This is a genomic window from Vibrio paracholerae (genome assembly GCF_037672085.1).
Lineage (GTDB): Bacteria > Pseudomonadota > Gammaproteobacteria > Enterobacterales > Vibrionaceae > Vibrio > Vibrio cholerae.
In genome coordinates this window covers 813,489-825,984 of sequence record NZ_JBBHLM010000001.1, presented here as the reverse complement: position 1 = coordinate 825,984, position 12,496 = coordinate 813,489, and the positions used below count along the sequence as shown (strand labels likewise).

Annotated in this window: 12 protein-coding genes; 6 read left to right on the top strand and 6 right to left on the bottom strand. The window is 47.8% G+C overall.

The features are described 5' to 3' along the window. Positions 1 to 87 precede the first annotated feature (87 nt). Positions 88 to 1,332: an L-methionine/branched-chain amino acid transporter gene (gene yjeH / locus R4537_RS04050; RefSeq protein ID WP_071178826.1), complete on the bottom strand. Its 1,245-nt coding sequence runs from the start codon at positions 1,330 to 1,332 to the stop codon at positions 88 to 90. Positions 1,333 to 1,444: 112 nt separating this feature from the next. Between yjeH and R4537_RS04045 the strand changes: the two genes are divergently transcribed. Together R4537_RS04045 and R4537_RS04040 are read left to right on the top strand one after the other, a co-directional pair. Beyond that, positions 1,445 to 1,750 carry a hypothetical protein gene (locus R4537_RS04045; protein WP_032476530.1) on the top strand — a complete coding sequence of 102 codons (306 nt, stop codon included), beginning with the start codon at positions 1,445 to 1,447 and terminating at the stop codon, positions 1,748 to 1,750. Positions 1,751 to 2,030: 280 nt separating this feature from the next. Next, positions 2,031 to 2,645 (top strand): LysE family translocator, encoded by a 615-nt coding sequence (locus R4537_RS04040; RefSeq protein WP_000176953.1) that lies wholly within the window; start codon positions 2,031 to 2,033, stop codon positions 2,643 to 2,645. Positions 2,646 to 2,693: 48 nt separating this feature from the next. Here the strand turns inward: R4537_RS04040 and R4537_RS04035 are convergent, their stop codons facing one another. The 3 genes from R4537_RS04035 to R4537_RS04025 all read right to left on the bottom strand — a co-directional run bounded on the left by R4537_RS04035 (position 2,694) and on the right by R4537_RS04025 (position 5,889). Next, positions 2,694 to 2,918 (bottom strand): hypothetical protein, encoded by a 225-nt coding sequence (locus R4537_RS04035; protein ID WP_001079005.1) that lies wholly within the window; start codon positions 2,916 to 2,918, stop codon positions 2,694 to 2,696. Positions 2,919 to 3,218: 300 nt separating this feature from the next. Then, positions 3,219 to 4,655, bottom strand: a complete 1,437-nt coding sequence (locus tag R4537_RS04030) for a glyceraldehyde-3-phosphate dehydrogenase (protein ID WP_071178866.1) — start codon at positions 4,653 to 4,655, stop codon at positions 3,219 to 3,221. A 748-nt stretch (positions 4,656 to 5,403) separates the two neighbouring features. Then, positions 5,404 to 5,889: a dCMP deaminase family protein gene (locus R4537_RS04025; protein ID WP_071178824.1), complete on the bottom strand. Its 486-nt coding sequence runs from the start codon at positions 5,887 to 5,889 to the stop codon at positions 5,404 to 5,406. 892 nt (positions 5,890 to 6,781) lie between these two features. On the opposite strand from R4537_RS04025, the gene R4537_RS04020 reads away from it, so the two are divergent. The 4 genes from R4537_RS04020 to yddG all read left to right on the top strand — a co-directional run bounded on the left by R4537_RS04020 (position 6,782) and on the right by yddG (position 10,394). After that, on the top strand, positions 6,782 to 7,186 hold the full coding sequence (locus R4537_RS04020; RefSeq protein WP_001148882.1) for an OsmC family protein: 405 nt from the start codon (positions 6,782 to 6,784) through the stop codon (positions 7,184 to 7,186). Positions 7,187 to 7,340: 154 nt separating this feature from the next. Continuing rightward, positions 7,341 to 8,654, top strand: coding sequence for a polyamine export protein PaeA (gene paeA / locus R4537_RS04015; RefSeq protein WP_000007485.1), 1,314 nt, complete (start codon positions 7,341 to 7,343; stop codon positions 8,652 to 8,654). Positions 8,655 to 8,797: 143 nt separating this feature from the next. After that, entirely contained in the window at positions 8,798 to 9,370 is a 573-nt protein-coding gene (locus R4537_RS04010) for a sugar O-acetyltransferase (RefSeq protein WP_001292091.1), read from the top strand. A gap of 76 nt (positions 9,371 to 9,446) precedes the next feature. Then, positions 9,447 to 10,394, top strand: coding sequence for an aromatic amino acid DMT transporter YddG (yddG, locus tag R4537_RS04005; protein WP_000813133.1), 948 nt, complete (start codon positions 9,447 to 9,449; stop codon positions 10,392 to 10,394). 31 nt (positions 10,395 to 10,425) lie between these two features. Here yddG and R4537_RS04000 read toward each other — a convergent pair whose 3' ends face one another. Together R4537_RS04000 and R4537_RS03995 are read right to left on the bottom strand one after the other, a co-directional pair. Beyond that, positions 10,426 to 11,322: a cation diffusion facilitator family transporter gene (locus R4537_RS04000; RefSeq protein WP_000337249.1), complete on the bottom strand. Its 897-nt coding sequence runs from the start codon at positions 11,320 to 11,322 to the stop codon at positions 10,426 to 10,428. A 193-nt stretch (positions 11,323 to 11,515) separates the two neighbouring features. Beyond that, positions 11,516 to 12,394 (bottom strand): LysR family transcriptional regulator, encoded by an 879-nt coding sequence (locus R4537_RS03995; RefSeq protein WP_001054352.1) that lies wholly within the window; start codon positions 12,392 to 12,394, stop codon positions 11,516 to 11,518. Positions 12,395 to 12,496 lie beyond the last annotated feature (102 nt).

Genomic DNA, 12,496 nt, shown 5'->3' with positions numbered 1-12,496 from the left:
TCTACGACTGAATCATCAGCCCCTTCTTCTAGGGGCTGATTTTTATGCCGCTATACCCTTCCTACTCTTACCTGCCAGTCCACACCATTAGATTGTTTGCACCCGAGCTTGCCATGGCCGAATCAGTAGCACAAAGACGCCTAGAGCGTATAGCATTGACCAGCCTAAACAGATAAACACCCCAGCACACAGAACCAAAGCTAAGCCAGCAAGGTGTTTACTCCACCCCGTTAGGAGTTTGAATGCGGCTAACATCGCCAATAAGTAAACCAAGACAAAGATACCATTCGCCAGCTTGAGGAAGAATTCGAGATCAAGCCCAGTCAAATGGCCAATAAAGCAAGAAGCAAACAGCACCACTCCGACGAGTAACGTTGCGTGGGCAGGAACCCCACGAATCGAGACGCGAGCGATCGCACTTTCAGGACGATATTCTCGTGCTTGTGCCCACACCATGCGCGCTAAGCTTTGGGTGTAAAGGTTCAGACTGGCAAAACAGGCTAAGAAGCCAATCACACTGATCATGATTGCCCAGCGAGTGCCAAACAGTTGGTCACTGAGCCAAGGAATCGCGCCACTATCAAATTGAGGAGTGCCAAACGCACCAAATTTCAGTACGACGACGGAACACGCCCAGTAGGTCAATCCCGCGACAAAACTGCCGATCAAAATCGCCAATGGAAAATCGCGTTGCGGATTACGAAACTCTTCTCCCATATGGGCAAAAGCTTCAATGCCGACAAAACACCAGAACATGACTGCCAGCGCGGCTCCAATCGAGCTCCATCCTTCCTGTGTTAATGCAGGCATGACCAAATCTTGCGTGGTTACTTGACCACGCCACCAAAAAGCAATCACCAAACTGAAAATGGCCAACGCGATGAGGGTTTGTAAACGGCCTGATGACTTAGTACCCGCCAAATTAACCCCAACTAAGAGCAATATAGTTAGAGTTTGGGTTAGCAGTGGGTTAGCCAAAGGCGCTGGGAGTAAGGCTTGCAGAAAACTGGCGGCGAGCGTGACTGCCGCCGGAACGCCCACAGGAATAACGCTGAGAAACAACCATGCCACTGCACGTTCAAGGCGTGGATTAAATGCTTGGCGTACAAAGTAAGCGGTGCCCCCCGCATTGGGGTAACGTTTACCTAATTGCGCAAAGGTCAAGGCGATCGGACAAATCGCAACAAACAGCAGCAGCCATGCCCAGAGTGAGAATACACCGGCGATCCCTGCGGCAATCGCTGGAACCATAAACAGCCCAGTCCCCATTAACGTCGTGGAAAGTTGAGCAATTCCTGCTCCCAGAGAAATATCCTTTTTCAGTTGATTCACTTTACGCCACCTGCACAGAATTTGAGCTTTAGCATACCGACTTTATGAGCGGCTTTCATCTTCGCGAGACACATTTATATTGGCCGCTGAAAGCACGCGTAGAGGGGGGCCTATGGATATTCTCAGTATTGCAACGGTGCTTTGGTACACAGTTCAGCCTTATCTTTGGTTGGTGCTCCTACTTTTAGCGATTTTTGTGGTGAGTTTATGGGTAGGTAAAGAGAGACCCGCAGCCGATGGTAAAGCGTTGATCTTAGCAATCATTATCGGTGTTGCGGTCATGTTGCTTGCACCGACCATAACGGGTTCATCGTTGGGGTATGTGGCAACCACCTTTGATATCGTGACTCTAGTGGGCATTGGTGTTGGTGCCACACTTTATACTTGGCTGGTTGTGCGCAAGTGGTTAAGTCATTGACTTTGAATCGCTATCTAACCTGATTCTTCTTATCATTGTCCTACTTGAAGTAGCAGCGATGTCGGCGTCGTTCACCCCAATGACATAGTGTGTCTATGCTCATTGGGGTCACTCACTTGCCGCCAACCTGCTAGATTGGCTCGATAAGACCACGTCATTCATCTTCTCTCCAACCTTTCTTATTCTCCCGGTAGTTTTGAGAATTGTTGCGATTTCGGCTGTATTTCCCCTTCATTTGCTTATATTGTTGCTCGCTCAGTCTTTGGTTTTAGGAGCTTGCATGACACTGACAGTGTGGTTATCGCTATTTACGATTTGTATTTTAGGGGCGATGTCGCCGGGGCCGAGTTTGGCTATGGTGGCTAAACACAGTTTGGCAGGGGGACGTAAGAACGGCTTTGCCGCTGCTTGGGCTCATGCATTCGGGATTGGGGTGTATGCTTTTATTACCCTGATCGGATTGGCCGTCGTACTGCATCAATCTCCTGTGCTGTTTAAAACCATTAGCTATGCGGGTGCCGCTTATCTTGCCTACTTGGGCTGGAACGCTTTGCGTTCAAAAGGTGGGGTCGCGGCTAAGTTAGAGTCGGGCGAGTCGGTCAGCGTATGGCAATCAGCTAGAGAAGGGCTACTGATTTCTCTGCTCAGTCCTAAGATTGCGCTGTTTTTTATCGCGTTATTTAGTCAATACGTCGCGGTAGGCTCGGATTTGACCAGTAAGGCTGCGATTGTCATCACTCCCTTAGTGGTTGATGGTCTTTGGTATAGCTTCATTACTCTGATTTTATCTTCGCCTCGTTTACTCGATAAATTGCGCGCCCGCGCCGTGCTCATCGACAGGCTGTCTGGCCTGGTGCTGATTGCGTTAGCGATCCGAGTGTTGTGGACGGTGTAACTCATTTCATTAGGGTTTGAGCTGACCTCAAACCCTCTCGTCATCTTGTTAACGGCGTGGCGAGATCTCTTCACATTCCCCTTCAATCACATTGGCATGAGGCTGATAAGTCGCGGAAGATTTGAATTGAAACGCGCGTGCTTTGAGCTGTTTTTCTAAACGTTTGCCCGTAATTAACGCTGCGATAGTCAATGGAATCGCGAGCAGCAGACTAAAGATCAAAGCGAACACACCAGTAATCAGTGACAGTAAGGTGATCAGGAATCGGTTCATAATGGTTCCTCCAAGTAACAGAGCCACCTTACCCTGAACCAGATTAATCGAAAATGAACAATGTTCATTTTCACCATAACAGGACAAACTTGACGTATTTCTGACCTAAAGCGGGTGAGTCGGTACAAAAAAGCCGCCCACATCAGTGAGGCGGCAAGCTTGAGGGAGAGGTCGGTGTTGCTCATCGCGAAGCGATCAGCGCAGCACGACTTATGGTTGTTATTGTTTGACCCATTCCACCTGCCACGATACTATCGAGCTTCGCTGCACGCAGTTTGGGTCTGTTGTGGAGACGGTGATTTATTGAGCGGGATAGGTCGGGTAACGCACACCCATCATCTGTTCCATGCAATGTACCACTTGGCAGCTATAGCCAAATTCATTGTCATACCAAACATACAGAACACAACGGCTATCTTGTGCAATCGTTGCTGTGGCATCGACCACGCCCGCATAACGTGAACCCACCAGATCGCTGGAAACTATTTCCGTCGACTCGGTGTAATCAATTTGTCCTGAGAGTGGAGAATGGGTAGCCATTTCTCGCAAGTAAGCATTCAGCTCTTGCTTCGTCGTGGCATAAGCTAAATTGAGATTGGCTATCGCCATCGACACATTCGGAGTCGGGACGCGAATAGAATTACCCGTCAGTTTGCCAGTTAACTCAGGAAGCGCTTTAGCAACGGCTTTAGCCGCGCCTGTCTCAGTAAGCACCATATTGAGTGATGCGGCTCGACCACGACGCTCACCTTTGTGGAAGTTATCGATCAGGTTTTGATCATTGGTAAAAGAGTGGACGGTTTCGATGTGTCCAGAAGTAATGCCGAAACGGTCATTCACCGCTTTTAACACCGGAGTAATCGCGTTTGTGGTGCAACTTGCCGCTGAAATAATGGTGTCTTCCGGCTGAATCACCGATTCATTGACCCCAAACACCACGTTTTTAATATCGCCTTTACCCGGCGCAGTAAGCAGAACCTTACTCGTTCCCGGAGAGGCAAGGTGCTGGCTTAAGCCTTCGCTGTCGCGCCATACGCCCGTGTTATCCACCACCAAAGCGTTATGAATGCCGTAAGCGGTATAATCGACATCTTGTGGGGAATTTGCATAAATGACGTGGATGAAGTTACCGTTTGCGATCAGCGCTTTACGCTCTTTATCTATAGTAATACTGCCGTTGAATTGACCATGAACCGAGTCTCGACGCAGCAGACTCGCACGTTTTTCAAGATCGCCCTCTTTTCCACCACGCACAACAATCGCCCGTAGACGCAACGGATAACCTGCGCCGCTCTTTTCAATCAGTAAGCGAGCGAGTAGACGGCCAATTCGGCCAAATCCATACAGCACCACATCTTTGGGCTCAATAGCCTGAGCGGGTTGTAGTGCGGCGTCTAATGCGGTGTGCAGAAAATCATTCAAACCATGCTCATCGTCATGTTGCTGCCAATACTGGCTGGCAAGTTGGCCAATATCAATTCGGCAGGGGGCTAACTCAAGCGTCGATAACTGCTGCACTAAGGGTAAGGTCTTATCGAGTGCCAAAGGCTCACTTAAATAGCGCCGAGCAACACGGTGAGTCTTAATGATGTCGATCGTGGTCGCATTAATCAGGGTTTTACCGCACAACACGGCTTCAACCCCTTTCTGGCGATAGAGTTGACCAATTAAGGGAGACAGGGTTTCAGCAAGGGTTTGGCTTTTTTGCCAGTCTAGAAAGTAGTTCTCTGGACTCATGGTTGACTTGGGACCTTTCACGTTAGAGTTAATTCCCTCGCTGGGCATCGCCACAGCTTTGGGAGAGTGTTGATACAGATTATTTTTATACACACTTAAGTAGGGGGAGTGTGCACCATCCTATAATGCTTTTTACTCGAAGCCGCAGCAGCATGGGCTAGATTCATTGACCCTGAGCATAGCGTTTATCTATACCCGTTTATCTATCCCCATAGTGATGAACTCACCTGTTGCTTATCTGCAACGCCAAGTGGTTTGGGATATCCGATTTCGGCATACCCAAGCGGATGGTTGTTATTTTTATGTGGCACGATTGTAAAGTTGTGATCGTTTTTCTGCTAGGAAAAATAATGCATTGATATATCACGTAATAGTGGTGATTTTGATGAGTGTTTGGTCGATTTAGCAAGGTTTAGTCAGGGTTGACATTGGCAGAGTTGGCGACTTATTTCGTTCCGATAATGATTAAGTTCAAAGTTTTTTCATTGAGTAGATTTGCGTTTTGCAATTCAATGCGCAGTGCTTCGCGAAAATTGGCAGAATAAAGTGCTAGAAGGCGATCGTTGCTATCAGCGTATAAGAGAGAAAAAACAGCGGATAAAGTGGAAGCGGTACGCTGCTACAAAAATCAAAAATGGGACAGCGGTGTCCCATTTATAAGTACGATGGTTGCTGGTTATCCCCTTACTACTTGAAGCTGCAGCGGTGTTGGATGTAACTCCAAGTTGTTTGGGTATATCGCTTCCGTTTATGGATTGCTCGATACTGAAGGCAGCTCAATAGTATTGATGTGCTTCAGTTCAACCAAAGGTAGCCAATGCACTTTAACCCCAGCTTGTAAGAACATGTCTTGGCTGACTTTGATCTTATCGCCCCAGCGTGACAGAAAATCTTCGGATTGCTCAGGACAATGTACGGCAGAGATCCCAGTTTGGATAATCTTGGCCGCGCAGTTAGGGCAAGGGAAGTGGGTGACGTAAATCTCACAGCCATCCAAATCACGCTTGGCAAACAAAATCGCATTCTCTTCCGCGTGTAGCGTTTTCAAATACTTCATATCACGGTCATCGGTGCTGGCACTGTCAGAGATACCGTGTGGGTAGCCATTGAAGCCAACGGAGACAATCCGGTTTTGTTTGGTGATCACAGCGCCTACCTGCGTGGAAGGATCTTTACTCCACGAGCCAACTAATTCAGCCATTTGGAAAAAACGTTGCGCCCATTTTGAAATCATGTCGTTGTTCCTCATTCATTCGCGACATTGGTCAAGCCATCGAGTACGTAAGCCCAATACATTACTCTCGCTGATACTATCCTGATTTTTGTGATAAGAGTCTATAGCCTTTCTCTACTTGAAGCATTTGCGGGGTTGGCTAGGCAAAGTCGTTTGGAGATCTCTCTGTTGTGAACACGGTGCTTTTCTTGATTTGAATGAGTGGGAAAACTCTTGCGAGCGGCATCACAGAGTGTGCGAAGGGCGAAAAAGCAGAACCTTCTTGTTTTAGGATTTATCTTGTGCGAGATCTCTTACGTCTGGTGTAAGAGATTTTAGCTTTTGATTGCAGACTTTAAATTTGTTTTGTTTTTATGTTATTGATTTATTTTGTTTTATGTTTGAATTTGCCTATCGACCAGTAATAAAAATGCTCAACAGCGCTTGCTGAAATACGCTCATATCGTAAAGTCAATTCGTCGGCAGGAAGCGGACACGGAACAGGAAAGACCCAAGGATTGGTCATCTTCAGGACGAAGATTTCGATTGTTCAGGATGAATGGTCGGCAAGGAGAGCAAAGGACGTTAGCTGGACGCTTAATAACTAGGATGGTTATAAACGGAGAGTTAATGGACAACTTAAAGGACTAAGCGAGTTCTGTCAGGATGACAGAGGAAGGGACACCGCTAGGAAGGCGATGAAACGGATTGCGCTGAAGGACACAGCAGACTATCAAGGAATAGATGCAGGGAGCACCTATTAGTAGCGGGATTGCTGCGAGTGAGAACTGAACCCCACTAAGCTTAGGCTTAGTGGGGTTTTCTTTTTTAGCTTCGCTTTTGTCTCTTGGCATCTTTCCGTATGCCACTGTGCTAACATACTGGCGGTCATTTACTTTAGTGGGGTTCCGTTATGCAAGCGCAAGTCAAATGGGTTGAAGATTTTCGTTTTATTGGGTTATCTAACTCCGGTCATTCGATTGTAATGGATGGGAACGGTGGAGCGAGTGCTCCAAGTCCAATGGAAATGGTGTTGATGGCCGCAGGTGGATGCAGCTCTGTCGATGTTGTGGATGGCATGAAAAAAGCGGGACAAAAAATCCATGGTTGTACCGCGCAATTGTCTGCTGAGCGTCGTGATACCGCGCCGAAACTGTTCACTCAAGTCAATATCCATTTTGTCGTCAGTGGTGAAGATCTGGATCAAGAGATCGTAGCGCGCGTCACCGCTGATTCTCTAGAGAAATACTGCTCAGTATGTTTAATGCTCGGGAAAGGTGTTGATATGACTCATTCGTGGGAAATCCGCACCGAGTAATCCTTTTCCTGCTTGACGTTGCAGTATGCCTCTCTATCCGTCTCGTGTTCGTCTATGCTGAACGAGGCGGATAAAGAGGTGTTTATCTCTCGCTTATCTTCTCTGTTACTCGTGTTTTAAGCCGTTTGGTTTTATTGATTTTGGGTGTACACCTATGAGTTTTTTCGAAAACATCTCGATCATCATGGCGCTGATTGCTGCCAGTTGTTTCTTTTCTATGTCAGAAATTTCTTTGGCTGCGGCGCGCAAAATTCGTTTGCGGCAGATGGCCGATGAAGGCGATGAGCGTGCCGAGCGGGTGTTAGAGCTGCAAGCTCGGCCAGGCAATTTTTTCACTGTGGTGCAAATTGGCCTCAATGCGGTTGCCATTATGGGCGGTATTGTGGGGGAATCGGCGTTTACTCCTTACATCAGAGCGCTGCTAGAAGGATTGATTCCAGCCAATCTCCTATCACAAGCGAGTTTTGTGCTCTCCTTTATGCTCGTAACCAGTATGTTTATTTTGATTGCGGATTTGATGCCAAAGCGGATTGCGATGGCGATGCCAGAGCGAATTGCCACCAGTTTGGTGGGAGGCATGCTGATTTGCATTACTTTGTTAAAACCGTTTGTTTGGTTCTTCAATGGATTGGCGAACTTGCTGTTTCGCGCCCTCAGTGTACCGACCGAGCGTAATGATGAGATCACCTCTGACGACATTTATGCCGTGATGGATGCTGGCGCAGAAGCGGGCGTGCTGGATAAAGGTGAGCAACAGATGATGGAAAGCGTGTTTGAAATGCAGAGCATTCCAGTGACATCGGCCATGACGGCGCGCGAAAGTTTGGTGTTTCTTAACCTCAGCGACAGTGAGGAAGTGATCAAGCAGAAAATTTCTCAGCATCCGCACAACAAATTCTTGGTCTGTGATGGGCAGTTGGATCAGATTAAAGGTTACGTTGACTCGAAGGCCTTGTTAATTCGAGTAATTAATGGCCAAGGAATGAATCTCAAAGAGAGCAATGTGGTCATTGGATGCCCGATTATTCCCGATACGTTAAGCCTTTCGGAAGCGTTGGAGTACTTCAAAATTAACCGCGTTGATTTTGCGGTGGTGATGAACGAATACGCGCTTGTCGTAGGCGTTGTGACGTTCAACGACTTACAAAGCGCAGTCATGGGCACTTGGGTGCTTGCCGAAGGGGAAGAGCAAATCGTCGCGCGTGATGGCAACTCATGGCTAGTGGATGGGGTGACACCGATCACCGACGTGATGCGCTCCTTTGCGATTGAAGAGTTTCCTCAGCAACAAAACTACGAAACGATCGCAGGATTTATGATGTATATGCTGCGTAAGATCCCGCGTCGTACGGATTCAGTGGTCTATGCCGGCTATAAATTTGAAGTGGTGGACATCGATAATTACAAAGTCGATCAGCTTCTGGTGAGTCGCGTTGAACCTCTCGAACCTATCGTCAAAGAAGAATAGAGGAAACCGATTTGCTCTTATTTGCACTTTTCATTTACTGATGAGTGATTAACCATGTTATCCCCTTACGACTGGAGGCTGTATCGCCAACTGGTTGGGGGATAGCTGAGTAATGGACGTTCATAAATCACGGGGGAATGAAGATGAGCGAATTAGAAAAAATGCTCAAAGGTGAACACTTTGACGGCGCATCCGCGGAAATTGAGGCACTGCGCAGCCAAGCGGGAAGGCTCAAGCTCGAGATCAACCAAAGTCTTGATGAAGCGGAGCGCTATGCACTGCAACGTGAGCTGTTTGGTCATCTCGGTCATAAAAGTTGTGTACAGCCTCCTTTTCACTGTGAGTTTGGCAAAACCATTCGTATTGGCGATCACACCTTCATCAACATGAACGTGGTGATGTTGGATGGTGCCCCCATCACGATTGGCGATCACGTATTAATCGGCCCTAGTACTCAATTTTACACCGCATCGCACTCTTTAGATTATCGTCGTCGCCAAGCGTGGGAAACCATCTGCAAACCGATTGTGATTGAAGATGATGTCTGGATTGGCGGAAATGTCGTCATTAATCAAGGGGTCACGATTGGTGCTCGTTCTGTCGTAGCGGCGAATTCCGTGGTCAATCAGGATGTTCCACCGGATACGTTAGTCGGTGGCACTCCTGCGCGTATTTTGCGCTCACTGAAAGATCCTGCCGAATCAATGGCAGAATGATCGCACGGCTTGGCGTTTTATCCCTCAACTGCTTGACGTGATAGGTAGGGAAGGGGTTACCACTTTGAGGTTTACTGTGAAACAGCAATTCATCACTCATAAACACACCTTGTATGGTGTCGCGGCCATTTTGCTTTGGGGAAGCCTGATGGCATTAACGCGTCGTGTTGCTGAGGAGTTTTCACCGATTGGCGGCGCGGCGCTCATCTACACAGTGAGTACGCTGTTTTTGCTGTTTGCGATGGGGATGCCTCGACTCAAAGCGGGATCGAGTCGCTATATTCTGATTGGCGGTGCGCTGTTCGTGAGTTACGAAATTTGCCTTGCCTTAGCACTCGGTATGGCGAGCGATCGCTTACAAGCGATAGAAATGTCGGTGATTAACTACCTTTGGCCAGCCTTAACCGTATTGATCGCGGTGTTGCTCAGTCAGCGTGCGGTTAGCTTTTGGGTTTACCCGAGCGTGGGTTTGGCTTTCGCTGGTGTCGCGTGGACTATTGTCGCCGAACAAGGCATTTCGCTCGCCGATTTTTCCGCTCGCATCGCTACCAATCCAGCGGTTTATGCTATGGCATTAACGGGCGCTTTTATCTGGGCGATTTACTGCAATGTAACCCAACGTTTAGCACGAGGGCAGAATGCCATCGTACTGTTTTTTGCCGCGACCGCTGCCACACTCTGGCTCCAATACGCTTTGAGTAATGAGCCGGCACTCTCTTTTACTGGGTCGAGCATGGTGACGCTGTTATTAACGGGCATTGTGATGGGAAGTGGTTATGCACTGTGGAATGTGGCCATTTTGCGGGGGAACATGTTGCTGCTGGCAACGCTTTCTTACTTTACGCCGGTTATCTCAACCTTATTTTCATCGCTGATTTTAGGGGTGGTCCTCGGGTTAAGTTTCTGGCAGGGAGTGATCATGGTGACATTCGGTTCGCTGATCTGCTGGTGGGTGACTCGCGAGTCGAGTTCATCAACAGGGGAAGAGCCTGAAACGCCTCCGCCGCTTAAAGAACAAAGTTAACATTCAGCCCGCGACAGCGGGCTGAGATGAGTTAGCGGGCAACGCTCACCGTGAGCTGTAATTGGTAAGGTAATGCCGCCAAGCTTTGCTGCAAGTGGTTTTCGATACGCTGAATATCTTCTACCTCAACCGAATCATCCTCGGCCGTTTTTAACGCCACTTCGACCCACAGTTCACGTCCGACTTTAGCCACACCGTAAAGCTCAAGTGGTTGTTCGGCGTGCTCTTGCGTGGCTTGAACACTGTGTGATACGGCTTGCTGTATATCGTGGCTTGGAGCCATCAACAATATTTCACGCAGAGCGGATTTCAGCATCCCAAGTGGAAGTTTTATAAAGTAAAACGACATCAACAGCATCATCATCGGATCGGCGTAGACCGAATAATGCGCCCAAGGGGTTAGGTTGATTAACCAAGCGGCAATAAAGCCAACCATGACCACTAAACTCAGCAAGGTATCCATCTGCCACTGTTTGACTTCTGCCGCAATCAGCCCGGAAGGGTGACGTCGGCTTAAGCCTGCCATTTTCCACCAAGCTAAAGCACAACCGGTGACGCTAAACACACCAAATAAGGTGGCGATAGAAGGATCCACTTCGCGTCCGCCACTGAGGAGAGCGGTGAGCGAGGAGTAGAGTGAATAGCTGACAATCAGCAAGATCACTAAGCCTTTTATCGCGATAACCAGGGGTTCTAACACTGCGCGCCCAAAAGGGAAGCGAGCGTCAGACGGTTTTTGAATAAAACGTGATACCGCCAGCGACAATAATGTTAACAGTAAACTCACCAGCGAATAGACACCATCAAAGACAATGACCATAGAGCCGACGAGTAGACCGACTAGCAAACCACTGCCAGCAAAGCCTGATGCGATAAGGGCAGAAAGCGTTAAAACACGCTTTTCATTAAAATTGGATTGAGAACACATCGTTAATTTCCTCGTAGGTTTCGCCGCACATTCTGGCGATTCATGGGGGAATCGCAATGTCGATTTACGTCGAGAAGAGGAAGATAAATTTCAACATTAAAATAAATATAATTAAAACATATACTTAATTAACTTTTTCTGTGTCAGTATTTTTGACGCTGAGTGCGAGCATGCCTAGAAAGGAGGAGGATGTCTAGAAATCAAACAGATAATCACTCACCTTATCACTGAGCCAGAGAATGGCAGGGTTATCATGCATTCCGATAGGTTGGAACAAGCAGAAGTCTTCTTGCGTGAGACCATATGTATGTTTAATCACGGTCAGTTGCTGCTCACGTAAATAGTGACGAATCAATGGCTCAGGCAATACGCCCCAAGCATTCTCACTCAAAATTGTATTGAGCATGTATTCAAAGCTTGAGAAGCCGATATAGCGACGGGAGAAAGGCTGCAAGTTCGGGTTATCTTTTTCATTAAGATAGACCATGACGGCTTGCATGAATTTACGCAGTTCCTCATCGCTAACTCGCTTTTGTTTGACTAAAGGATGCTGGCTATTACACACCGACATGAGGCGGATTTTACCCAACGGTTGGTAAGTGATGCGCGGATCGTCTAAGCGCTCATAATCGACGCCGAAAGCGCAGTTGACTTGTTGTGTCGCGACCAAGTTGGCTAAATCGCCACTGGAGGCCAAAACCATATTAAAAGAGGTGTTGGGAAAGAGTTTGTGCAATTGACTGGCGATATCTTGCCAAAAATGGTCTGGGAGCGAATCATCACGCGCGATCCACATCTCGGCGGCAAATTCACTGCACGCTTGAGCGCAAGTCTGGCGAATACGTGATGCCGTGATGAGTAAACTCTCGCAATCTTTGTAAACGGCTTTGCCCGCTTCGGAAAGGGTTAAGTAGTTACCCGCTCTCACAAACAGCGCCACATTGAGTTCTTTTTCCAGCGCTTTGATCGCCATGCTTAATTTAGTACGATTGCAATCGAGTTGACGCGCGGCTTCAGAGACGGAGCCTGTATTGGCGATAGTGCAAAAAGCTTCGATTTGTGACAGGTTCATAGCAGACCCAAGTGGTTCAAACTTTTGGGATAATAAACAAAATTCACTGTGCTGCCTATCGGCATAAATTCTCGACAAATGAGGTCGAAATGGATTTTCTTA